22 protein-coding genes are annotated in these 24,865 nt (G+C 53.2%); all 22 read right to left on the bottom strand.

The window, feature by feature from the left end; all coding sequences use genetic code 11:
• Positions 1 to 43: 43 nt before the first annotated feature.
• A complete protein-coding gene (locus tag VEI50_04260; protein HXX74317.1) occupies positions 44 to 1,177 on the bottom strand; it encodes a glycosyltransferase family 9 protein in 1,134 nt (377 codons plus the stop codon).
• A 543-nt stretch (positions 1,178 to 1,720) separates the two neighbouring features.
• Positions 1,721 to 2,323 carry a class I SAM-dependent methyltransferase gene (locus VEI50_04255; protein HXX74316.1) on the bottom strand — a complete coding sequence of 201 codons (603 nt, stop codon included), beginning with the start codon at positions 2,321 to 2,323 and terminating at the stop codon, positions 1,721 to 1,723.
• Positions 2,254 to 2,403 carry a hypothetical protein gene (locus tag VEI50_04250; GenBank protein HXX74315.1) on the bottom strand — a complete coding sequence of 50 codons (150 nt, stop codon included), beginning with the start codon at positions 2,401 to 2,403 and terminating at the stop codon, positions 2,254 to 2,256. Before VEI50_04250 ends, VEI50_04255 begins: the two co-directional genes overlap by 70 nt.
• Positions 2,404 to 2,638: 235 nt before the next feature.
• Positions 2,639 to 3,748 (bottom strand): hypothetical protein, encoded by a 1,110-nt coding sequence (locus tag VEI50_04245; protein ID HXX74314.1) that lies wholly within the window; start codon positions 3,746 to 3,748, stop codon positions 2,639 to 2,641.
• A 78-nt stretch (positions 3,749 to 3,826) separates the two neighbouring features.
• Entirely contained in the window at positions 3,827 to 4,618 is a 792-nt protein-coding gene (locus VEI50_04240; protein HXX74313.1) for a glycosyltransferase family 2 protein, read from the bottom strand.
• A gap of 73 nt (positions 4,619 to 4,691) precedes the next feature.
• Positions 4,692 to 5,981, bottom strand: a complete 1,290-nt coding sequence (locus VEI50_04235; GenBank protein ID HXX74312.1) for an O-antigen ligase family protein — start codon at positions 5,979 to 5,981, stop codon at positions 4,692 to 4,694.
• Entirely contained in the window at positions 5,972 to 6,721 is a 750-nt protein-coding gene (locus tag VEI50_04230) for a glycosyltransferase family 25 protein (protein ID HXX74311.1), read from the bottom strand. The genes VEI50_04235 and VEI50_04230 overlap by 10 nt, the downstream gene beginning before the upstream one ends.
• 86 nt (positions 6,722 to 6,807) lie before the next feature.
• A complete protein-coding gene (locus VEI50_04225) occupies positions 6,808 to 7,875 on the bottom strand; it encodes a glycosyltransferase family 4 protein (protein HXX74310.1) in 1,068 nt (355 codons plus the stop codon).
• Positions 7,875 to 8,864, bottom strand: a complete 990-nt coding sequence (locus tag VEI50_04220) for an NAD-dependent epimerase/dehydratase family protein (GenBank protein ID HXX74309.1) — start codon at positions 8,862 to 8,864, stop codon at positions 7,875 to 7,877. The genes VEI50_04225 and VEI50_04220 overlap by 1 nt, the downstream gene beginning before the upstream one ends.
• Positions 8,861 to 10,030: a glycosyltransferase family 4 protein gene (locus VEI50_04215; GenBank protein ID HXX74308.1), complete on the bottom strand. Its 1,170-nt coding sequence runs from the start codon at positions 10,028 to 10,030 to the stop codon at positions 8,861 to 8,863. Before VEI50_04215 ends, VEI50_04220 begins: the two co-directional genes overlap by 4 nt.
• Positions 10,027 to 12,024 (bottom strand): asparagine synthase (glutamine-hydrolyzing), encoded by a 1,998-nt coding sequence (gene asnB, locus VEI50_04210; protein ID HXX74307.1) that lies wholly within the window; start codon positions 12,022 to 12,024, stop codon positions 10,027 to 10,029. Before asnB (VEI50_04210) ends, VEI50_04215 begins: the two co-directional genes overlap by 4 nt.
• The gene (locus tag VEI50_04205) at positions 12,000 to 12,830 is read right to left on the bottom strand and encodes a class I SAM-dependent methyltransferase (GenBank protein ID HXX74306.1); all 831 of its coding nucleotides are present in this window, start codon (positions 12,828 to 12,830) and stop codon (positions 12,000 to 12,002) included. Before VEI50_04205 ends, asnB (VEI50_04210) begins: the two co-directional genes overlap by 25 nt.
• A gap of 111 nt (positions 12,831 to 12,941) precedes the next feature.
• Positions 12,942 to 14,096 (bottom strand): glycosyltransferase, encoded by a 1,155-nt coding sequence (locus VEI50_04200; GenBank protein ID HXX74305.1) that lies wholly within the window; start codon positions 14,094 to 14,096, stop codon positions 12,942 to 12,944.
• A gap of 16 nt (positions 14,097 to 14,112) precedes the next feature.
• Positions 14,113 to 16,029, bottom strand: coding sequence for an asparagine synthase (glutamine-hydrolyzing) (gene asnB, locus VEI50_04195; protein ID HXX74304.1), 1,917 nt, complete (start codon positions 16,027 to 16,029; stop codon positions 14,113 to 14,115).
• A gap of 118 nt (positions 16,030 to 16,147) precedes the next feature.
• Positions 16,148 to 16,915: a class I SAM-dependent methyltransferase gene (locus tag VEI50_04190; GenBank protein HXX74303.1), complete on the bottom strand. Its 768-nt coding sequence runs from the start codon at positions 16,913 to 16,915 to the stop codon at positions 16,148 to 16,150.
• Positions 16,908 to 17,429, bottom strand: a complete 522-nt coding sequence (locus tag VEI50_04185) for a hypothetical protein (GenBank protein ID HXX74302.1) — start codon at positions 17,427 to 17,429, stop codon at positions 16,908 to 16,910. The genes VEI50_04190 and VEI50_04185 overlap by 8 nt, the downstream gene beginning before the upstream one ends.
• A 419-nt stretch (positions 17,430 to 17,848) precedes the next feature.
• Positions 17,849 to 18,952, bottom strand: coding sequence for a glycosyltransferase family 4 protein (locus tag VEI50_04180; GenBank protein ID HXX74301.1), 1,104 nt, complete (start codon positions 18,950 to 18,952; stop codon positions 17,849 to 17,851).
• Positions 18,953 to 19,038: 86 nt separating this feature from the next.
• Positions 19,039 to 20,091 carry an acyltransferase gene (locus VEI50_04175; GenBank protein ID HXX74300.1) on the bottom strand — a complete coding sequence of 351 codons (1,053 nt, stop codon included), beginning with the start codon at positions 20,089 to 20,091 and terminating at the stop codon, positions 19,039 to 19,041.
• Between the two features lie 24 nt (positions 20,092 to 20,115).
• A complete protein-coding gene (locus VEI50_04170) occupies positions 20,116 to 21,876 on the bottom strand; it encodes a carbamoyltransferase C-terminal domain-containing protein (GenBank protein ID HXX74299.1) in 1,761 nt (586 codons plus the stop codon).
• On the bottom strand, positions 21,873 to 23,219 hold the full coding sequence (locus tag VEI50_04165) for a hypothetical protein (protein ID HXX74298.1): 1,347 nt from the start codon (positions 23,217 to 23,219) through the stop codon (positions 21,873 to 21,875). Before VEI50_04165 ends, VEI50_04170 begins: the two co-directional genes overlap by 4 nt.
• A 49-nt stretch (positions 23,220 to 23,268) precedes the next feature.
• The gene (locus VEI50_04160) at positions 23,269 to 24,153 is read right to left on the bottom strand and encodes a class I SAM-dependent methyltransferase (protein HXX74297.1); all 885 of its coding nucleotides are present in this window, start codon (positions 24,151 to 24,153) and stop codon (positions 23,269 to 23,271) included.
• A 7-nt stretch (positions 24,154 to 24,160) separates the two neighbouring features.
• Positions 24,161 to 24,778 (bottom strand): class I SAM-dependent methyltransferase, encoded by a 618-nt coding sequence (locus tag VEI50_04155; protein HXX74296.1) that lies wholly within the window; start codon positions 24,776 to 24,778, stop codon positions 24,161 to 24,163.
• Positions 24,779 to 24,865 lie beyond the last annotated feature (87 nt).

Here is a 24,865-nt window from a genome sequence, read left to right as displayed (position 1 = left end):
GGCGGAAGAGCCTTCTCTCAAATAGCAGATCATATCGGGAAACTCAATAAACACTGGGAGCAAGCCGACTCTCGGAGCGAAGTAGTTGCTCCGCTGCCGCGACGACACGATGAGCCTGAAGGTGCTGGAGACAATCACTCAGGCTATTGATATGGCGATCACACCCTTCATGAAGACACGGCACGCAGTCCCCTTCGCCCTGTATAAGGATGACGTTTCCTTGTCGTTGTGATCCCTTGAATTGCCACGGACTTTGCTCCGATGCAGACCATTCTTTGGGCCACGGCCCCCATTTGATCGGGTTGGAAGGTCCGAACATCGCCACGGTCGGGGTTCCGAGCGCTGCGGCCATGTGCGTGACGGCGGTATCCGTCCCAACATAGAGCGCCGCCCGACTGAGTAAGTATCCCAGCATGGGCAAAGAAAGCTTTCCGGCAAGATTGATGCAGTCGCTCGGAAAGTTGGAAAGCAGAGTCGACACATAGGCCTGGTCTGTCTCAGAATCTCCTGCTGTCACGACGATCTTCAGTCCTCGGTCGGCCAGCCGCTGGGCCAATTCCACCCAGCCGGATACTGTCCATTGCTTGTACGAAAACTTCGGAGATACATGAAGCACGACATAGCCGATTTGGTCACCAGTGGACGCGAAATTGCTGTTGACCATCTCTTCGTCTGATTTCCTCCAGCCTATGACCGGCGTCGCAAGAGGCGTGACCCGGAGCAACTCGAGGAGCCGAAGGTTCATCGAGACCGTATGGGTCATGAGGTTATCAAGCGGCACCCATCCGGTCAGGAGCTGTCGTTTCCACCATGCATTTGGCTCATTGACCAGGATCCCTACACTCACTTTCGCCGATGCCCACGCATAGAGAGTCGATCGATCGCTCGCCTGCACCGAAACCCCAAGATCGTATCGTCGCCAGATCTCCCTGTAGAGGGACAGATGCTCCTTCAATCCGGGACGGGGTGAGATTGTCAGGACCTTTCTCACATCGGGGTTCGCCGAGACTATTCCTTCCGTACCTTCGAACACAAGCATATCGATTGCCGCACCAGGATAGGCATTCTTCAACGAGCAAACGACAGGAGTGGTGAACAGGACGTCGCCGATACGACGGGGACATACGACCAGGGCGGAATTTACTGAGACAGGTCGCTGTACTTTGTTCGTAGCCATCGGAAAATCTTCCGACCTACGGAGTCTTGAGGAGAAGGTGAGTTTCTTCGAGTATCACAGACGCGACATGCTGGCCCACGTTCAATTCGTATCTAGGGCACCGACTACCCTGTTGGTTCTTCAGGAACTTCCGCCGCTCCCGACAGATCAGCCCTTGCCCCCATGCTTCGAGTATAATCGGAGCCATAACCTTTTCGTGTCTGTAGCAGTCCGGCAAGCTGTCGTGGAGGTCTGCTTCGTTCAAAATCAACTGAATGCACGGTGAGGAACTGCACAAGACAACCGTTTTGCGGCTGTGATTGTCTCTCGTTCGACCCCTGCTGGGTCCCCGCGAGCGTCGTTCCACAGAAATTCCTCAGAATTGGATGAAACATTTTCGATTAACTCAGAGACCGCTGTCGACCAATAGAAAACCATTGGGGCTTTAGAAACCACACATTGAAGATATCAGTGCACCCGGCGCGACAACGGATGCACCCTCCATAGCGCCGTTGTTAAGCGATTCCTCATGCGCTCGATTTAAGGCCGACTTCCCACCTTGCGTTACTTCACTCGCCGCAGAAAAACGAGTAGATCATGTCCCTGTCCAACTAGGCGGGTGGGAAGCGCAAGGAGTTCCGCTGCGATCTTTGCGATTCGATATCCTACAGGATGACATTGGCCTTTTTCATAGAAGCAAACGTTTCGCGTCTCAATCCGGACGACAGCTAGACCCGACGCGCGAGCAAGCACGCGGATGGACGATGGGGAAAAAAAGCTGACGTGGCCTCCCTTTATAGTGAGATTAAAGTTCTCCCATCGTTCCCCCATGAACCTGGCGGTCCAACTATCGGCGTTTGGTGTATTAATAACTAGTGTGCCAGCGGGCTTCAAAATACGGCGGCATTCTATCAGTAGGTCGAGAGGGTCACTGACGTGCTCGACGACCTCGAACAATGTGATTACATCAAACGCCATATCAGGAAAGCAGGCCTCATTGAGTAAACCAGCAAATACCTCGAAGCCAGCGAGCTGGGCCGTCTGAGCAGCTTTGCTGGCTTTTTCCACACCGGCCACTGAGAATCCCAAATTGGAGGCTACTTCAAGAAGCGACCCGCTCGAACAACCAACGTCGAGTAGGCGAGGAGGAGTGCTTCGTGGACCCAATAGTTTAAGGGCATGACGCAATCGCCGCTCAATAACGTGGCGATAACGGGAGACTGATCGACGAATAGGTTGAGTGCCATTTGGAGTATCCCACATGCTTAGCGCTCGCTGATGTTGTTCGTAAGTGCAACTGCTCAACAGCTGCTCGCATGAAGGACAGCGAAGAAGTGGCCCCTCAGCCAAGTTAATTGCACTTATCTGTAATTCAGCCTTACAGCCGAGCGGGCACCGCTGAAACAGCTGATCTTGAGGGATTTGCGCAGAAATAAAATGTCGGTCAATCATTTCTTTGTGCTGTTGAGAAAACTCATTGAATCATCTGTCATATCTCTGCCCTACTTGACCCTTCAGCATATCTATCAGTGACGCCCACTGATCCTGTTTTTTGAGCAAGCGACCAGCCTTTGCAGAATTGCCAGAATAATGTTCATATTTGTCACAAACGACCTGAATCGCACGATAAAGGGCTTCACTTGTAGGTTCCTCTAGCGTGATCCCCGCATCAAACTGCTCCACCATCTTGGCCATCCATGTGCGGGACAGCGTAACGACCGGTGCCCCCGCAGTGAGCGCATCCAGTGTGATGCCACTCAGCTTATTCGCATATTCCGTACGGTCATAGGGCTGCAAGCAAATCGCTCCGCGAAAAAGGTTGACATAATCAGGACGCGTTAATGTATCCGGCAAAATCGTCAGTTGGCTGTACCGCATTTTTTCCAGCTGCGCGAGTGCCGCCTGCGTTGCCTCATCGTATCGGCCGTAATGATCCCCTGACGTCTGCATCGCCACGGGTACGGTAGCCCCTGTAGCGGCGAGGTAACGAATGAAATCCACCGCGATGCTAAAGCCCTTGTCCGACCGAGCCGCGCCAGCAACCAGCACATGCCGAAAGCGAGGCGATGGTTCTGTTACGTTGCCATACGTGGATTGAATCGGAAGAGGGAGGATGACCATGGTGTTGTGAAATCCACAATGTCGCACGGCCTTTTCGAACTCGTCGGTGGTGCACATCATGATCAGATTGGGTTGCTGGATGGCAATCCGACGCATCGCCGCCTCTTTTTGCGGATCCAATCGCAGTTGATGAATGTATAAGAACACCCTTCCTGGCGGGATCGGCTTCGGTCCGACCAAGTTGAGCAACACCAGATCGGTCCTTCCGGCTGTCGTGATCACAAGTCGAGCACCGCTTCGCAATAGGCGCCAATAGAGCCAAGCCGCCTGGATCCGACGAAGGCGCCTCGAAAAGTACGGCTTGATCTCGACGTCGGGATTCTGAGTCCAGCCCAGCCGTGCCCCACGCCCGACCCAGACACAAAAGCGAAGTCCTTGGCCAGCGGCACAGAGGCTCTGCACGACGCTGCCGCAATGACCGGCGTCACTGATGAGCGTCGGCTCAATAATGTGGACTACCTTGTCACCCATGAACCCTGAGTGGGGTTTTGAACTCGTTGACTCGACTGCCTGGCCGTCCGTAGATTGCATTGGCTGCCTGATTGCCCCCTATTCTTTCTGGCGGGTTAGAGGCAGAGACGGCGGTAACTCCCAACTGTTATTTGCCTCTACTCGTTTCGCATAACGATAGAACGCCCCTTCCGAATGGCCTATGGCAATCACAAAGCCTGCCCATCCGTCCAGAAATCCACGTTGCAAGATGTAATGTTTGCAGAACGCCCACATCGCATGTGTCAATGCCATACCCATCGTAGCCCGGTGTCCTTGGAGTTTCTGTGCGCCGAGCGTCGAATACCGGGTCATTTTGCGATTCACCTCTTCCAGATTGCGAAAGGGGCACTGCCAGATATCGTTGACCAGTTTTCCCGGAGCTTGTCCGTTACGCAAAAGGTACCCTTCATGGACCACATCCTGCGTGTAACTCATGCACCCTTTTCTAAACAGTTGCGGCTGGCGATAGTTGGGATACCAGCCTGAATGCCAAATCCAACGACCCATGAAATAGTTTCGCCTCGGGATGAGATACGCATTGTGTGCCGGAATTCCGGAGAGGAGTTGGAGAATTTCATCACGAACCTCCGGCGTACAGCGCTCATCAGCATCAATACTCAGGATCCATTCATGTGTGCACGCCGCCACCGCCTTGTTTCGAAGATCCCCGAATCCTTCGAAAGGAATTTGTATGACCCGTGCCCTCATCCGTTCAGCGATTGCTGCGGTTTCATCGATACTGCCGGAATCCGCAACAATGACTTCATCAGTCCAGAGCACGCTCCCGATCGCCTGCTCGATCTTCTCGGCTTCATTAAAAGCGATGATATATGCAGAGATTTTGTTCATCCAATCCAGCTTCTTTCCGAATCCTCCACGTGTCGGCTCCGGCTCATTTACTAAACCTCAAGCGTATGTGTGTTCACGAAGAAGGCTGTGCGGAGCTATCCCCGACAACCTCGGCCCGATCCTGACGCGGCACCACTGCCAGGAGCGCGCCAAGAAACGTCATGAGCAGGTGCCCTTCTGCGAAGGTTCTGAAATGAGAACTGAGTAAGCTCGTCACACACCATCCACAAAGGATGGCGAGCGCGAGCTTGCGGTAGGCCGGAAGACCAGCCTTATCACGCGCGATGGCAACGATCCATGCTAAGAATGCAGCCAATCCGCCGATCCCGTGCTGGGCGAGCACTGCCAAGTATTGATTATGTGGATCACCGGTCGCGACAGTTCGCCAGTCTGTAGGGTCATACTTCGTGTTGACCTGATCCGTGTATGCCTGTCTGAAACCACCTGTGCCCACGCCGAGCAACCAATGGTCCTGGAGGATTTCAAGGGTATTCACATAGAACACCCGCCTTGAGCCCATGTCAGTAAGTGTGGTCGATTCAGGTTCGTGTGTCCATTGATCAACACCGATGGCGATGTTTTGATTCACACGGGGGGATAAGGTAACTGCGAGTACTGAAGCAAGCGAAAGCCCTATTATGACCATGAGTCGCTGTAAAGGTCGGGCATTCCATAGAAGGAGCACACCGACACCAATCCCCAAAATGACATACCCACTGCGCCCGTTCGTAATGAAAACGATATTGGCCACGAACAACGGCCCGAGCAGCATAGCGGTCCAGCGCGTTTTCCCTTGAAATGTGTTCTCCATGATCAGCCATAAACACACCACAGCTGCCACAGCAAACCCAATGCTTTGCGTCACCGAATTTCGCAAAAAATTATCAGGATTCCGCCATAGAGTAATCCATCCCGTGGCCGTGACATACGATGCGATCAACCCTACTGCCACGATTAAGATAAACGCAACCATCAAGCGTATCTTCCATCGCTCCTCGTCGAAGATCGACAAGACGACGACAAACCACAGGATGGTCCGCCATTTATAGAAATCGATCCACCGGTCGGCCCACGGAACTGAAGCGTACGTCATCCCGAGCAACACGATACCGAGAAATATCAACCCCCAATAGCCTGCGGGACGCTGGAATACTTTCCTCAGACGGACAACCGCTTGTCCGCTTGCCACAAATGCCACATAGGTTGTGATCAGGGCTACACTCGCGACAGTTGGAGAGTAGAGAACTCCTATGGCAGCGATGATTGTCCATATTCGAGCGATGCTTATCCACAAGGCTGCTTTGTCATCACAAGCTGCCTTGAAACGATCGACGACCAAGCTGGCGCCCTGCGCTACCGCCATAACTGATAGATGTGCTTGCGACGCATCTTTTCCCACCAGAACCTAACACGCTGGATCACATTCGGGGGGGCCGACTGAATCGCCGACCGAAACGTCCCGTTCTTGCTGCCTTGTTCGACCACGGGATCCTCGAGCCAGTACCACTCAATCCCCAGCTTGGGATCGGTAGCATCGAAATGCACATCGATTGCTCCTGCTATTCCATGCTGCTCCATCCAGTCCACTCGAAGCCTGGCGGTATCAGCTCCAAGGAAGTAGGAATCCGTAAATCGCCCCTTCGAAGCCTTGTACAACCGTTGACCAGGAACACGTAGACTCTTAGGCGTGTAAAAATTTCCTCCGCTCCCGATGTACACAACATGGGAACGAGCGATGGCGCTTGCTTCGTTGACCGCATCTCGGACTCCTTGGAGAAAATCGCGACCAAGGATCACATCATCCTCCAAAATCAACGCTCTCTCCCAATTCCGCTCGACCACGAGACGCAGGGCTGCAAGGTGTTTCATGGCACAGGACTGATGCCCGAGATGAGGGTAAGGAGGCCTGAAGTACCGTTGTGTGGTGGCTGGATCGAGATCACAGGCGTCGTAGACATGAATGAACTCGTACTTCAAGCCTAACGACCGCAACTGTCTCTCGATGTTTTCCCTACGATCAATAAAATTCCTAGGGTTGATGATAAGAATACCGTCAATGGGCAGAATGCTCTCCGAAACAGCTGGGTGCCGAGTCATAGCCATGATCTCAAGATCAATTCATTATTGTTAACGACTGCCTGCATCCGTACTCAGCCAGACCCCACCGATAAGAATTCGTACACTCAACCTTAATTCTCTGTTCTAAGCTGCCCTACCGAACGTTCTGCCAGATGAACAGCCCACATCGCCGACAACATAAGCAATCCCCAGGAGCCAAGGATGAACGGACGAACTGAATCATCGGCGGTCTGATAGGCCCACGCGAGGACGCCACACAGAACCATCAGACCATATTCCACAAGAACGGTCTTCCGGTGTCCCCACCCAAGCAAGACCAGCCGTTGATAGTAATGTGTCCGGTGGGCGATCCATACTTGCTCACCGTGTGCCGCCCGTCGAATCAGCGTAGCAGTCGCATCCACGATAAAGGGGGAAAACAGCATGAGTGGCACCCATACCGTAAAGAGCCCATCCCGACATCCTAAGAGAATCAGGGCTCCAATCAGGAACCCTGTTGGGACGCTCCCGACATCTCCCATGAAGATCTTCGCCGGAGGAAAATTATGCGCTAAGAATCCCAGAGCAGCGACGGCCAGGAGTAATGACAACACCAAGATCAGCCGGTGCTCAGCGCGCCAGGCCAGCGAGGCAAGAAAACCACCTCCTAGTAGTGTCATCCCGGCAGCGAAGCCATCCATGCCATCCATAAAATTGTAAAGATTCGTCATCCACACGAGAAAGGCGATCGAAACGATCAGTGAAAGCCAACCGAGCTCGAAAGTGCCGATGTGAGGCATATCGACCCGTGACACGGTGAGCTGAGCACCGACAGTCAGCATCACGGCTGCGGCAAGGTGGACCCCAAAACGGACCACAATTGGGAGCCCCCTCCGATCATCCCAAAACGACACCACTGCCAAGCTCGATGTCAATCCGACGATCCAGACCGACGTCGGCCAGCCATACAATCCTGTTGGACCCTGGCCCGTTGGCCACGCTCCTCCAACAGCAAGGGCGACGAGTCCGACCAACACACCTCCCATGATGGCAAGACCACCGGTTCGTGGAGTGGGGGTCTGATGCAAAGATCGTTCGTTCGGGAGATCTAATAATCTAAACCTTGCATCTCGATGAGCCAGCCACCCGGTGCACCACCAAGTCAGTCCCCCGACCGCGACGAGGATCACGAGAAGCATCACGTTGTCGACATTCGATAAAAGTTTACGATCTCGGGAACCGCATCATCAAACGAATAGAAAGGAGAGTACCCACAATCTCGCGCGATCGCAGCAGGGCTATACCAGGCCGACTCGATCAGTTTCCCCAACGTCGAAGTCGTCAATGCGAATGTCCGTCCTGTTCCTATCTGAACCAGATCACCGAATCGGGCAGCAGCTTTCAGCAAACCGAGCGGCACTCGCCAGGATGGAAGCCGTTTTCCTAATCCACGGCACAAGCTTTCGTACAGATGGGTAGTCGAATAGGGCTGTGCATCGGCGACGATATAGGCAGACAACCGTGTTCGTGTCTGCCGAAGACAACACAGCATCGCCTGAGCAACGTTGCGAACGTGCACGAGGCTTCGTTGGTTGTCGATCTTCGGGAAAGGAGGAAATCGCCCATGGTCGATGGCTGAGATCATTCGATAGAGATTTCCCTTCTCAGTCGGACCGTAGACCATCGGCAGTCGGAGGGAGACTGCGACTGTGCCGGTGCGTTTCCCATATTCCGATACCAACTTTTCAGCCTGCCATTTCGAACGCGCATACGCCGTCTGGGGAGTGGGTGAGGCCGTCTCGTCAACACAGCCCTCTGTCGACTTTCCGAACACCTTCACGGAACTGGCAAAGATGACTCGCTGCACATGCGCTGTTGCGGCACCTTCCAGGACATGCCTCGTCCCCTCCACATTGGTCTGGTAATAGTCACCCTCATTTCCTTCACGCTCGTCTATTGCGTGGACTTTTCCAGCGAGATGAATGATGCCCTCACAGCCAGCCGCAACCTGCTTCGTGACGACTGCATCTCGAATATCCCCGGTCACAACCTCCACATCGGCAGGAAACTTCACTGTATTCGAGAGGGAACGCACCAGCGCTCGCACCTCATATCCAGCCTGACTGAGTTCTTTCACCACTACGGCGCCAAGAAAACCATTGGCTCCTGTCACCAGCACCTTGGTCATGCATGCCCAGGAGCGGAAAGATCCACTCCTCGAGTTTTGAGCGACTCCCGGTAAAGCGCGTTGATCTGAGCTGTAATCTTCGGTATGGCGAATTCTCGGACAATGAGTTCGCGCCCGGCCTTCCCCATTCTGTCGCAAGTTGGTCCGTCAGCCAGCAAGGCCTCAATAGCCTGGGCCAATGCGGGCGCATCACGTACAGGAATCAACAGTCCATTCACCTGATGGCGTACCGCTTCCCGACAACCTGGTACATCCGTCGCAACGAGCGCTTTGCCGCAGGCAGCTGCCTCCAGTAAGACTTTCGGAAGTCCTTCCCGGTAGGATGGCAACACCACAATTGAGGCTTCTGCATAGACTTTGGCCATATCCTCTCGATGCCCCAACCATTCGACCGTCCCTTCACGTACCCAGTCGTGGATTTGACTCCGCGGAATTGCGGCAGGATTGTCGTCGTCACAACGGCCGACCAGCACAAACTTGGCTCGAACCCCCTTTGCCTGCAGCAGCCGCGCCGCGCTTATGAATTCGGCGACTCCCTTATCCCATAACATGCGGGCCGGGAGAAGAACGATGGGAACCCCTACTGGAGTATCTGCCATCCGAAAGGCCTCGGTATCCACACCGGAGCCAGCCACGATCCGGGCGTGATCTGATCGGACGATGCCTCGTTCAACCAGTCGGTCCCGATCGTCAGCATTCTGACAGAGCACCACGGAGTGGCTCAGACGAATCGCTGCTTTGAGACTCCATGTGATGACGTGTTGTAGTGGACCTGATCGATCATGCCGATCTGTATATGTATAACCAAGACCGGCAAAGGCACTGATGACCACCGGAATTTTTGCCCACCAGGCAGCCACAGCTCCATACAGAATCGGTTTTAACGCGACATGATGGACGATATGGGGACGTTCCCGTCGGTAGAGGCTGATGAGTTCCCGAATCGAGGCACATTCGCGTATTGGATTGCGGCTACGCCGGGCCAGGCTAATGGGCAGGAGTCGAAACCCCGCTCGTTGAATCAGATCTCCATGATCGGTCGCCCGGGTCGCGATGGCGACGTCGAATCCTGCCGCTCGAGCGGCTTTCGCCAAGTCCAAACGGTGAGACCAGAAATACCAGTCTTCGGTGATCAGAAAGAGGAGGCGCGGTTGGACCTCCGTCACTGCTCAAGCCACGATTGGAACATCAAGACGTTCCATAGTAAGTACGGCCAGTTTCGTTTCCTGGAAAGATGTTCCGCCCATTTCTCACGAATCAGCTGAGGATGCAAATACCCTTGCTGTCTCAGGCGGTTTTCGTTCAGGAGATCTTCAGCCCATTCACGTAACGGTCCCCGCAGCCAGTGTTCGATCGGAACGCCAAAGCCCATCTTTGGCCGCTCGAGCAGTTCTGAGGGAACATACCGATACAGCAGTTGACGCAAGATCCACTTGCCGGTTCCCTTCTCGCGGATTTTCATGCGCATCGGCAACCGCCATGCGAACTCGACGACTCGATGGTCGAGCAGCGGGACACGCGCTTCCAGACTGACCGCCATACTGGCGCGATCCACTTTCGTCAAGATGTCGTCCGGTAAATACGTGAGTAGATCGAGAAACATCATGCGGTGGATAAAATCTGGAACATTGGCCCACCGGCTGGAATCTGTGACTGGTGTAAGCGGCTCGTAGCCGTCGACGACGATGCTGGTCGGTGTCGCCCACTGCGACACAAGACCAAGGTACATGCCTTCCGGGTCTTTCATCATCAACAGTTCTGATAAGCGATGCATTTTGTGCCCAGGGTTCGACAACGCCGGCAACAGGAACTGGAACCGAGAAAATGTCGTCGTCCAACTTTCCGGGGAAACCCTCGAAAGGCTTTTGGACAAGACTTTCCGCAGCGACAGTGGGATCCGGGACACATTGCTCCAAATTCTTTGCGCCCAAAAATAGCGATAGTACCCGGCAAAGAGTTCATCTCCTCCGTCTCCGGACAGGGCGACTGTAACATGTCGCTTGGCCAGTTGTGAGACAAGAAATGTCGGAATCTGCGACGAATCGCCAAACGGTTCGTCATACATGACAGGCAAGCGGGGAATAACGGCCATCGCAGCTTGCGCTGTGAGATACAATTCGGTGTGGTCCGTCCCCAGATGCTGCGCAACCACCTTGGCATGCTTGGCCTCATTGTAATCATCTTCTTGGAATCCGATGCTAAAGGTCCGAACGGGTTGAGCGCTCTGTGCCTGCATCAATGCAACCACCGTCGACGAATCGATCCCGCCGGACAAGAACGCCCCAAGCGGAACGTCTGCCACCATCCGAAGGCGTACTGCCTCCAGTAGCAATGACTGCAATTCGTCAATCGCCTCATCGTCAGATCCACCATACCGAGCGGCACAGCCCTGCTCGACGACCTGTTTTGCCGACCAGTATCGAATCGGTTTCCAACTGGCCGCCGGATCATCAGGGTCCGGAACAAATCGCTCAGGACTGTGTGCCTGATCAATCCCTATTGTTAGCCAGCATCCGGGAGGCAACTTGAAAACGTGTCGGTAGATCGAGCGTGGCGCCGGAACGTAGGCGTATCGCATATAGAGTGCGAGCGCGCTCCGATCGATCTCGGGGCGCTCGGTCGCGACCAGCATACTTTTCAGTTCAGATGCGAATCGAAAGGTCTTTCCGACCCAGCCGAAATAGAGAGGTTTTATACCGACTCGATCGCGAACGAGATGCAGTTGACGCAATTCTCGATCCCAGAGGGCAAATGCGAACATTCCCACAAAGCGACCGATCGCCTTCTCGATCCCCCAATATTCGAAGGCCGCCAGCATGACTTCTGTGTCCGAATGACCACGAAAACGAGCTCCTTCACCTTCGAGTTCCTTGGAGAGCGCGGCAAAATTAAAGACTTCACCATTATAAGTGATGACGTAGCGCCCACCCGATGACACCATCGGCTGATGACCCTCGGGAGAGAGATCAAGAATCGAGAGTCTGGCATGCCCGATCGCGAGACCCAGCGCGGGATCAGACCATACACCCGAATCGTCGGGACCGCGATAGCGAATGGCCTCGACCATCATCTGAACGACAGCATCCATTCCCGAGGAGCCATTTCCAAGTATGCCGGCTATCCCGCACATCAGAGTTACTTTTTCAACCCGACCGCGCACCAGAACGGCACTGAACCACTGAATGTAATTCGTTCGAGACCTGCCCGTTCCATCATCCCACGGATCTGAGCGGCGGTAAAACGCTGTTCGAGCTTGGTTCCAAAGCGGTCGAGCGCGTCGGTCCGCATAACATAGAACGAGTGCGCGCGATATGATGACAACGGGACACAGTCGACATTCACTCCAACCCGTTCAAGAAGAAAGGACAGTCTCGCCAAAGGATAATAGACGATCCCCGCTATCATCTGACTGATGGCATACCGTAGCCTCATCGGCGAGCGTGAAATAACCCGCCTTCCAAGATCACTAATCCTCCAGAGAAGACGAAACCACCAAGGTCGGTTGTCGAAGGCATAATAGAGATACAGAAGAAAGGGCGCGCCAGGCTTCAGAGCATTGACACAGGCGCGTAAGCCTGCCTCTGTGTCAGGCACGTGGTGCAGCACTCCAAGCGAGTAACCAAAATCCATAGAATCGGCGTCGAGAGGGAGCTGATCCACCGACGCAACATGGAATTCACAATTAGGAAGGCTCGCAAGATTCCGACGCGCCACGGCCACTGACGACTCGCTGGCATCGATACAATGGAGTCGACGAATCCGCGGAGCGACCAGAGCAGCCCAGCGGCCGCTCCCGCATCCAAGATCGAATCCAACAGCGCCGGCCGGCAGAAGCTGCCACGGAAAAATGTGGAAGTATCTATTAAACAGCTCCTCGCGTTCATGCTCAGCAAGTCCTTTTTGATCAAACCGTGTCCACTCGTCTCCGAACCCTTGTACGGTTTGCGCATCAAGATTGCGGGTCATTCGTGCTAACTAACAAAACGGTTCTCATACACCTAGACCAACGTCACAATCCCCTTAGTTAGAGCTACATTGAAACAGCTAGGAAATCCGAGTGGCTTGCGCAAATGACCTTTACACCTGAGTTGGTCCGTTCCTCACCAGCGATGTATAGAGCGTCTCGTAGCAAGCAGTCACAGCGCGAATATCGTAATGCTCTTCCATCCTCGCTCGTGCGAGTCCGCCTAATGCCCGGCGACCAGCTGCGCCCAACTCGACCAGCTCCAAACAGGCGTGGGCCAATGCGTCCGGATTCTTAGGTAGTACAATGCGCCCTGTCTCACCAACAATCCTTGCCGAATCACCTACATCAGTCACGACACAAGGCACCCCGCAGGCCATAGCCTCACCGACGGCATTAGAGAATCCTTCGCCGAAGGCGGACGCGGAGCATGCGATGTCCAACCCCGCCGTGATACGAAGAGCATCCTCTCGCTGGCCGAGCAGATGGGTCGCATCCATCAAGTCATGTTCGGCTAGTAACGTCCGCAGTTCGTCATCTGCACCATCGACTCCGCGGCCGACTAGGACGAAGTGAACATCCGGAAGCTTCTCATGAATGATACCGGCTGCCATTAAGAAGGTTGGATGGTCTTTCATCGCGTCACGTCGTGCAACGAGGCCAATGAGAAGGCAGTCCTCAGCAATCTTGCATTCTTGCCTAAGCCAGATCCGCGCCGAAAGGTCGGGGCGAGCCTGGTCGAGATCGACCCCATTTGGAATGATCTGCCACATTTTTGGGTGATACCCTAACTGCTCATGAACGAGCTTTCCCGCGTGAGAATTTACAACGACCCCATCAGGGATACCGGAACAAACACTGAGGAGATTCACCACCCACTTCGACAAGAAGCGATAATGGGTCATATCTACATCGGAGCAACGGATGTTCCACACTAACTTCCTTGTACCCTTGGCTCTCCCAAAAAGCGCGAGGAGATCAGCATGGTACATCCAAGACTGAAGAACCTGAGGCTGTAGGCCCTTGAGAATTTTCCAGAGCTCCCACACGGCCTGAGGTGATGGGACTCCTCGTAGCATATTCAATCCACCGACCGACACGCCTAACTGACGGATATGATCACCAATAAGGCCTATGGAGGTCAGGGAAAGAACGGAATGGTCGAAACGATCGCGGTTGCTGTGGGACAGGAGACTCAACAGTTGAGTCTCAGCACCTCCCACGTCTAACGAACTAATCAGATGAAGAACCCTAATCCGGTTCGGCATAGGCAATCCAACATACTCAGGTCCACGATTGTTCCAACCATTGAGTGAACATCAGTACGGTCCAGAGCTGCGCGAGCCGATCTTGGCCAGCCAGGTGTTCCTGCCATACCTCACGGACTAGGACAGGATTGAGAATCTCTTGCTTCCGCATGCGATCAGAGTTCAGTAGACCATCAGCCCATGGCTTAAGTTCGTTCCGAAGCCATTGACCGAGCGGCATGCCAAAGCCCATCTTCGGCCGATCCGTGAGATGCACCGGAACATAACGCGAGAGCACTTCGCGCAACAGCAGCTTGCCGCGGTCGCCACGAGAGGCCAGCTTGAACGATCGAGGAATTCGCCAACTCCACTCGACAATACGATGATCGAGCAACGGCACTCTCACCTCCAGTGACATGGCCATTGAGGCTCGATCGACTTTTGTCAAGAAATCATCGGGCAACTGATTTGATTGATCCACAGCCATCATTCGTTCCGGCCAATCCAAATCAGGAAAGTGACACGGATGAGGTCCAAGTTCGTTCGGAATCGTACCTCCAAGAAGTCTTGCAACATCAGGCCACGCCGCGATGACCTCCTCATAGACGGAGTCAGGATCTGTCGCGAGATAGCGCCCCAACCGTCGAACGCGAGCCGATAGACCCTCGCTCCCCGCCCATCGGTTACCACCAAAAAGCGCTCCCGGATAATCAATAAGACCAGCCGGCATCTTGCCTAATGCGCGACCGAAATATTGGGCCCCAATCGGAGTCAGGCGCGCACGCCATGCAGCAATGCGAGAGGCCCAAAAATATCGGGGATAGCCCCCAAACATCTCGTCGCCACCGTCTCCTGACAACGCCACCGTCACATACTGTCGAGCGAATCGGCTCACAAGGAAGGTTGGCACGCTGCTGCTATCACCAAAGGGCTCGTCATAACGTGTCGCAATCTCGGGAATCAGTTTCAGAACATCAGACGCTACCAAACGCTCTTCATGGTGCTGCGTACCCAGATACGAGGCCACCGTTCGGGCAAAGGTCGATTCGTCATGCGACCGTTCCGAAAAACCGATGGAAAAGGTATGAACGGGCCTGTCACTTTGAGCTTGCATGAGCGCGACGACCGTCGAAGAATCAATACCGCCGGAGAGAAACGCACCGAGTGGAACATCTGCCTCCATCTGAAGTCGAATTGCGTCGCGCAAAAGCTTGTCGAGTTCATCAGCCGTTTCGGAAAACGTTGTTTCTACAGGATGATGAATCCCTTCGTGGGCTACTTCTGAGAGATTCCAGTAACGCCGTTCTTCAAGCTGTTGCCCGTCCCACCGGAGACATGTGCCCGGTAACAGTTTACGCACACCAGAGAAGATCGTGGCGGGAGCCGGAACATACAAATATCGAAAGTAGGCCGCAAGCGCTTCATGATCGAGTGTCGTATCGACCCAAGGTAACAGTCGAAGCGGCCGTAGCTCGGACGCAAAAGCGAAGGACTTGCCACTTTGGGCGTAGTAGATCGGTTTAATGCCCATACGATCGCGCACAAGCCAGAGGCAGTCCTCGGTGCGGTCGTACAGGCCAAAGGCAAACATACCGATAAACCGCCCCAAGGCCTCGTCAATTCCCCACGCTTCAATTGCAGCAACGACAACCTCCGTATCAGAATGACCTCTGAATTGGTATCCGAGCCGCTGCAACTCTGCCCGAAGCAACTTATGATTGACGACCTCTCCATTATAAGTAATGACATACCGCCCGCTTGGAGATGCCATGGGTTGATGTCCCTCGGTTGAGAGATCCAGGACCGAGAGACGGCGATGCCCTAACCACACAGTAGAAGACGGATCGCACCACTCCCCTTCGTCATCAGGGCCTCGATGTGTCAGGCAAGCCCTCATCCGCCTAGCCAACTCCCTGTCGAGAGACCGGTCTATCCAGCCAATCACACCGCACATAGCCTCTTCCTCAATCCTCGTGCATTTGAACATTCGTGAGAGAAACGTGGGATGCTTAGCGTTCGACACATATAGAAGGAGCGGTGTTCACTACCCTACGCATGACGATTATGCGGAATCAAATCGCTACTCCCTTTCGCTGCTCGAGATAAGTTCTCCAGGCAGGATGTCGATGGGCCAGAACGGCATAGTGCGTTGCCATAAATTGTCCATATAAGGAGATCCCCAACATATGCAATGCTGCGCGTTCCAGGATTCGTTTAAATAGATTGTTGAATTGTGAAAACGGCGCCGACGCATAATGGAAATCGCGAACAACGAAGAGGCCACAGGATTGTAAGAAAGAGCGGAACTTTTTCTTTGTCCAGAAGTTCACGTGCCCCACAGGATTGCTTAATCTATTTCTCCCGCACGCGCTCAAACATTTCTGCACGACACACTCTTCGAGAGGGACCTCTAAGACAAACCACTCCGAAAGCGGAATCATTTGTGCCAGCGAACTCTCTGGATGAGCGACATGCTCCAAAACATGGGAACTGACAACCACGTCGAAACACCCCAGATGATCCAATGCCTCTCCAGGCTGGAAAGTTTTGAATACAACTTCACTTTTACCAAAGGTCCTTGCCGCGTATTTGACACCGGCCTGACTGATATCGATACCCACTAGCTCGTTTCCAAATCCATTCGCGTACATCCAAGATGTAAGCACACCATTACCGGATCCATAATCCAGAACTCGATGAGGAGAACGAAGTTGTCCCCACACTTGCAAGATAGCTGGAAACCGGTCACGCACTGCCGAATCAAACGCATAGGCGAGTTGGTAATCCTCCTTTTCCCAAAACCGCTCGTAGAATTCGGCTGTTTGCTTCACCTCATCCATACTGCCTGATAAGTCCCTTCCGTTTAGCGTGCTTCACGATCCAGGCGGCGCTCTCTTGGCCCACGAGGAGAACACTGAAGACCCCCAGCGTTTCCAGCATACAGGTCCAATGGGCGCTTTTCAGCCATGCTGGCCAAGCGCCTTTTTCTCCAGCGAGTCTCAGGTAGACCGCATAGCGGAGTAGCTTTGTTCGATATGTCCGTGGCGCCAACTTCTTGTAACTGTCACCAAACCGGTCAAATAAGACTTGATAGCACTGTACAGTCTCTCTTGCCTTTTCCGCCGTCGTCCAGTTGCTCGTGACAGATCCGCCCTCACGTTCTTTGTAGATTCGCATGACTTTCGGCGTAGCCCAAATTGGGGCATCTTGAGCGAAGCAAAGGTATGAAAGAATCCCGCAGGACTTCCGTAATCCCAGATCCACATACTTTCTCTTCCGAACATAGGCACCCCGAAACATGGGAAGGTATTCCCCGGAGTGGTATTCATTGAGGAGATCCTCAAACGTGATCATCCCGGAAAAGTTTGGGTCACTTACCGTACTTCGGCCATCTGGTGTCCGACAGGCGCTAAAGCATACATTGAGATGATGAGGCCATTCCTCAAGGATCTCACCGAGGACAGTAGGCCATTCAAGAACGAGTTCATCGTCAGCGTCCAAAACGACGACCACGTCACCCTGGCTTTCATGGATTCCCGTGTTCCTGCTCGCACACATCCCTCTATTAACCGGGTGTCTGAATAGTCGTGCGTTCGGAAACTGCTGAACAATACCAGCCAGGACATCGTGATCACGGCTCCCGTCGTCAACGACTAGCGCCTCGATTTCGAAGGACGTCGAAGAGCTTTGGATCGGGGAAAAGACCGATCTGAGAGTGGCTCGGATAGTCTCAGAAGCCTGAAATGCGGGAATGACAAAAGACAGCAGCATGGTCACCTAGTATCAGATCCCGAAAACTTGTCTAGGAACAGCTTTCGACTGGCAGCTCTAAATCGACCACGGATAGCCACGTCATGTGCGAGCCGCAGCATGGCAACTGTGAGGTCATGTTCAAATTGCCCCGTGTCCGTATCCGCGATACACGACTTGATGACTTCTAGTTTTAAGTAATACTTTGAGGGTTGAAATCCATCCCAAATAGAGAGCGGTGGCTTGAGCAGTGCTCCATTGACTCCATCCTGAACCATCTCATGGATCGCATAGACATCGGTCGCGATAATCGCGAGCCCATGAGCCAGTGCTTCAAGCACGACCATTCCGAAAGACTCCACATAGGTGGGATGCACCAGGACATCCGCCTGGCACATGAATCGATCCCATATTTCTTGGCGTGAGAATCGTGCCTCGTGAACGGTAATCCCAGAACAATCAGCGACCTCACGGGAAAATTCTGGTGGAAGGTGCGTAATCATATCGAGATGAGCTGATGGAACTTGCTCATACACGCGGCGAAAGGCCCGTACGAGCGCTGCCCCACCCTTAATTTCAAACTGAGTCCCTACAAACAAGAAGCGACATTCCACTCCTGTTTTGATGGAGACTTGATCGACGACATGGAGAATCCTCGGGTAATGGATAGATGCTTTCGCGGCAACGGCCTCCCCGAACAAAAGCCGTACAGTTTCCTTACAGGCCTGACTCAAGCAGCGAATGTCGAGACACCGGGAGCTTTTCAGAAATCTGTTCAACAGCCCGCGATACAGCGACATGGCTTTGATGTTATAGCCCGTCAAAGCATAAGGGTTATCCAACTCCACAATGAACGGACCCCACACCAGCACACCACCCCACACATAGACCACAGCATCGGATGGTAGTCTCTTCGGACGAAGCTTCAGGTTCACCAGAGGAAGGCACTGCTTCCAGGTGACGTGTAAGGTCTTTGCGAGCGACTGTGTGGAAGTAACCTGCGCGCCTCGCCGCTCCTCCGACAACTGGGGATTCAGCACCTGCTCTAGAGGCCAATTCCGGATCGTATCCAACTGGCGATCGCGCAGGTAGGCGTGAGGATAAAAGTAGATTGGGTAATTAAACATCGCCTGGGAACAGCACGGAGGTTGACGCGTGAATCACTGCCACCCAGATAGGAAGAAATAGGAACTAGATCTCGGTTGCGATCCAATCAACTTGCTATCCGCTTCGCGTCATTCAAACCGTGTGATGCAAGAAACTTATGACTCCACCGATGCCCATGACGAATCCCGGGGAGTTCAATGTACTTATAGGTCATGAAACACACCGCAAACAGTGCAGAAAGCATCATGACCAACTTCACCGGGGGCGCGACCAGATCAATCTGCCTAGTTAACTCGATCACTGGTATATGGAGGAGATAGATTGAATAGCTTGTCAATCCAGCGAATCCTAGCAGCATTCTGACCACCTTGGGTCGATCCAGACTCGCATAGCTGTACACCATCGCGGCGAGAAGAAAGTAACTAAGATAGAGTTGCAGCGTAAACGGTTTTACAAGGTAGGGAAGCGCAAGCAGCGAAACAAGACTGGCCCCAAATAGATATTGTGGTTGCCGTAGCGGCGGCCTACGCAGAGCATCAGCCAAGAACATTCCGAGTACAAAGAAGCAAAGTTGAGCCGTCGGCATATTATAGAAGAAGGTTCGCGTGAGAACATCCGTCTCCTTCAAGTACACAAACCCCGTTTGAAGCGCAGATATGCCTAGCGTCGTCAGCGCAGTCACGTACGGCCATTTCCGAAACAGGAGAACCAATGCCGGGAATAGAACATAAAACCAACACTCGACAAACACACTCCACTCTACTCCAACAATTCCGTTGAGAAATTTCGGGTTGAAGCCGAATGACAGGAGAGAAAGATGCGTGATGATATTCGCGGGAGCATCGATCACTCGCGAAGGGAATAGTCCCACACATAGAAACACGGCCACATAGAACATTGGCGCAATTCTGAAGAACCTCCTGATTAGAAAAGCCCAGTAGCCTTGCAATTCCGTCACCTTCTCCTGATAAAGCTGATAAAGGATAAGCCCGCTCAAGAGGTAAAAGAGCTGAACACCTCGCGGGAAAACGTCCAGGAATGTCAGTGTCATTGAAGAATCTTGGAAGAGAAGACGGCAGTGTCCTCCCAATACTGAAAGCGCCGCGACTCCTCGCAGTTCATCAATCCAGTCCAGCCTTCCCTCAGATGGTTTTTCCATTGTTCCTCTTCAAGACGACACCCGTCAGCACGACTTGCTTATCAAAAAGCTCCCGAGCGCGAGGTGACGGAGTCCAGAATTCTCAAATGTCATGAGCGCTTGTTCAGGCGTCGCAGCGAGTGGATAGCCGTGAAGATTCAAACTTGTATTCAGCACGGCTCCCACTCCAGTCCGTCGCTCAAATGCTTGTATCAGTCGATAGTATTCCGGATTTACATCTTCAACGAGTACTTGCGGACGTATGGTGTGATCACCTTGATGCATCGCGGCACGCAAGTGCTTAATACCTAGAGCAGTGGCTTTGAAGGCGGTAATCATGTAAGGGGCCTCAGCCTTTTTGGGATTGTAATCCTCTAAGTAGCGATACGCGGCTGCGTCCAGCACCGTTGGTGCAAATGGCATCCAGAAGTCTCGAGCTTTGATAAGATCATTGACCGTATAGAAACTTTCCAGATGGCTCGGGTGGGCAAGTATGGCTCGATTGCCGAGCGATCGTGCTCCCCATTCGCAGCGGCCAGCAAATCGTCCCACGACTTGTTGATCTGCTAGTAGCTCTGCGATGGCTTCCTCAACGTTGTCTGGCCTCACAATCCGATGACGATTCTGAAGACCATTGTGCTCAATGAACGCTTGGAGTGAGCAATCGCTGTATTCCAAGCCCAAGTAGATGTCTCGAAGGGGCTGGACCGGAATGCCCTGTTGAACCGCCAACGCATAGGCCGCCCCAATCGGGTTGCACTCATCACCACACGACGGCATAAAGAAAGCCTGATCCACCTCCTTCATTTCTTGAACGCGATGATTCAACTTCACATTCATAAACACGCCACCACTCGTAAAAATTCGCCTGATCCCGGTTTTTTTGATTGCTTCACGAATCCACTCGGTTGCCCGCTCTTCTAATAGATGCTGTAAAGCACCAGCAATATTGTCGAATCGTTCCCCCATAGCCTGTTCAGCGAGATAGTCAAAGAACAACGAGGTGTCAACTGCCGAATGAAAACGAAGCGGATCAACAGGATCAAGAGTGAGAATGTCCTTGAAAATGCGTTCGTAGGTTTCTTTGTAGTAGGTCTTACTATACGGAGCCAGGCCCATGACCTTATATTCGTGCTCAAGAATCTTCATCCCGAGGAACCGGGTCGTATTTGAATAAATCCCTCCCAAGGATGATCGCGCGGGGGTCGCTGCTAAACGCTCCCATCGTCCGTTGGCTCCTGCTCGCGTGACAGTGGCACATAGTCCATCACCGCTCCCATCCAAGGTGAAAATGAGGGCATCCTCGCACCCCCTGCTTGGGTCAAGTCCATGATACGCAGCTCTGGCGTGACAGGTGTGATGCTCGATGTGAGTCCGCGGCTTGTCACCGAGCGCCATTTCGGCTAAACGCTGGTCAAGTTGCCGCTGGCCAACCAGCATGAGGTTTTTCTGTCGCATCTCTCTCAACTGGGTAAAGACCCAGGGAAACGCCCGACCAGTGAGTCCCTTTTCGAGTCTCTTGGCAAATCGAAGCGCTTTGGAACGATCTTCGATGTAATTATATCGATTGAACAGATAATCAAAACAATGTTGGGGATAGACGACGAGACTGGCTACTGCTATCTGTTGAATATCAGCGGTGCTCAGTTTCTCTTGATCCAGCACAGCTTGAATGGCTTGCTGTGGAAACACGGCTGAATTCTTGATGTTATCCAGTTTTTCCTGGCTGAGAACTGACGTAATCACGCCGTCTTTGAGCAAGGCAATCGTGGCATTGTGTCCAGTCTGAATCGCAAGGATATTCATGTTCGCCCCTTGCTATAGGTTCCTAACCGAAGATACATCCAGAATGCTCCAAAGAAATGCACCAGGCTTATTGCGATAAAGAAGGCCGTATAACCCAGTTTTGGAAACAGCATGAGGGCAATCGTTAATTTTCCAACAACCTCAAGCCCAGCAACCCAATTGAGCTGCCTGAGCCTAACCGTCGCATGAGCAAATCCAGCTGGCCAACGGACCGCGCACAACCAAAACATCGCGAGCGCCGCAAAAACATAAGCCAACTGGCTAGACGGTGCCTGTGCAGTTCCAACCCAAAGCATGACGAACGGGTGGCCGAGAAGGGCATACATGACACTGGCGAGGACACTTGCTCCGAGCATCCATCCCAATCCCTGCTTGTAGATATCTTGGATGCGCTCGTACCGACCCAGCGTGTCCAGTCGGATGATATAGGGTTCAAGGGCACCGGGTATCCTCCATATCAGCTGAATAATCACCTCCGGTATCTTCCACACAAGAGTGAATTCCGCAGCGAGTGCAGATCCTCCCAACCAACCAACAACCATTGTATCGGCTTGCATGGCCAGCAACGTGACGCCGTAAATGAAGTACCCACCGGACGTGATCCCAACGAGCTTTTTCCAAGAATCCATACCCCCGTAACGCGAGAGGGAGGGGAGAATATGCAACCCAGTTTGCTTCATATAACGCCAACTCCCGATTCTCGCCATCAACGTACCGAGCAAATACCCCCCTAATACACCGGCCATTCCACCGCCATTTACCAACCATGTCGTCACGAATAGCGCGGTCACACAGAGCCCGACCATTTGGATCAAATCGGCAGCTGGCTGTCTCGTCATCGCCACCAAAGTAATCCGGTCAATCGCAAAGTCATACTGTGCGATGAAGTATAGAGCCGCAATTCCTATGCTGAGCCAGACAGAATCGTCCCACTTCAAAGAAGCTGGCCCTTCACCCGACAAGACAAAGGATATTGCCCCGATGACGCCAAGTAACAAAACGACGACGACCGCATAACCTACATACAACACCTTTGCTGTGATGTACGTTTTTGCTAATTGTTCATGGTCCTGCCTTGCGGCATGCTCCCCCAGAAGACGCGCAATTCCTCCAGACAGCCAACCGACACCGAGTGCCGCAAAATTCATGAAGGAAAAGATGATCATCAGCATGCCAAACTGGACTTTTCCCAACTTTTGAATGTAGAGGGGTACAAGACCGAGCTGAATGAGGAGGTTGAGCCCCATCAGCGCGTAACCGGTCGTAATCGCAAAAGAGAATTGAGGAGCGAGTCCCCCTAGTTTTATGAAGGAAGCGACCCTCTCCAACGAGATCACGCGCACGTGACGGATTTCCGAATGGTAGAGAAAAGACTGGGAAAGACTCCAGTCCTTATGGTGGAGATTCCTGCCGGCGAACAGTGTAGAGCACGCTCGGATACACTCCCGTGCCAATGACAGCATTCGCAATAGCGGGCACAACACCAAGCGTGTTCACGAATCGGAGTGCTACCCCTATCCCGTGATACTCCTTGACCAAATCCTTCTCACCCGATGCAGCCCTTAAGATCTTACGCCGCACTCTGTTTTCCCAGATCAGGCCATTGTCTCGAAAGAGACGCTCTAACCAATTGGGATTCACGAGCTGCAGGTGATCAATATAATAGAGATGATTGCGCTTTCCTTGAAGGGCAGCCGACACCCTCATCCATTTTTTCCCCAATATCGGAACGCACCATATTCCTAGATGAGGTTCCCTCGGCCATCGATAATTGGGCGCTTCCAGATGGATGACTCCCCGACGGGATAGGACTCGCGCCATCTCGGCGATCACGCGTGGGACGCTCTGCACATGCTCAATCACGGTGTGGCACACGATGAGATCGAAGGTCTCGAGCTTGAACGGCAAGGCTTCGCCGACACCGTGAATAAATTGAACCCGGTTGGCGTCTCTCGCAGAAGCCATGGCTGCGGCAACCCTCGCAGCATCCACATCGGGCTCGATACCCACGACATGTGCAGACGGAAACCGTTCAGCCAGAGCTAGACAGTTGAATCCTACGGAGCAGCCAACTTCCAGGATTGTGTTGGGAGAAGAGCCTTCAATATCTCGGGCCACGCGCGCGGCAGTTTGCCCAGCGCTTGCGCCGCAAACAGTGAGATGAGTCGCGAGATCATCGCCTTCGAGCTTGAAATGGAGATGACATCGCTCTCGTGTGACGGCGAGCCACCGCTTCCAAGCGTCTTGAACACAGCTCCAGTCTGCGAGATTCGTCATCCTGGTATTAGCGTTTGCTCGGTTCGACAATTGCTAGATACCATCCATTCAGGCGTTTCATTTGCCTCCCGATTAGCAAGCTCACATACGATTTGAAATGCATGCTCAGGGTTCTCCGATCGATATGTCCAAAGAAATACACGGCCGCCAAGTTGTATCCAAATCGGTTACACATGGCCTGAATATGTTCAGGCAAGAAACACCCAACATGATCATAGTAGACATTCTGGGGCCGTCCGAGTATTGCTCGAACAATGGTGGCGTAGTGAGTTGGATTTGGCGTCGTGATCAGAAGACGTCCGGATGCCCTAAGATGCGACATGAGCGTCTGCAACGCCAAGCCCGGTGCATTTACATGTTCGATGACATCGGACATGACAATCACGTCGAATTGGCGTCCGAGATTCATCGATTCGCAGTTTGCTTCAACGATAGTCACACCATGTTGAGCGGCCCAACCGATGCCGTTTCTGTCGATATCAATTCCCACCAGCTCCTTGGCCACTTTGCCAAGCCGATGATGCAGCCAGTTCTCTCGGTGAGCCGGTAAGTACCCTTCGACTCCTCCGGCTGCGCCCACATTCAAGACCGTCTTTCCCGCTGCCTCTCCCAGTATGCACGACACCACATCTGGTACAACTCGGACGGGACATGACAACATTGCCGTACCTAACTTTGATGGATCTGGCGTCATCAGAAGAGCTGGTGTTTC

Source organism: Nitrospiraceae bacterium, assembly GCA_035623075.1.
Lineage (GTDB): Bacteria > Nitrospirota > Nitrospiria > Nitrospirales > Nitrospiraceae > DASPUC01.
Note: the sequence above shows the minus strand (reverse complement) of the source record. Positions and strands in the feature narration are given on the sequence as shown.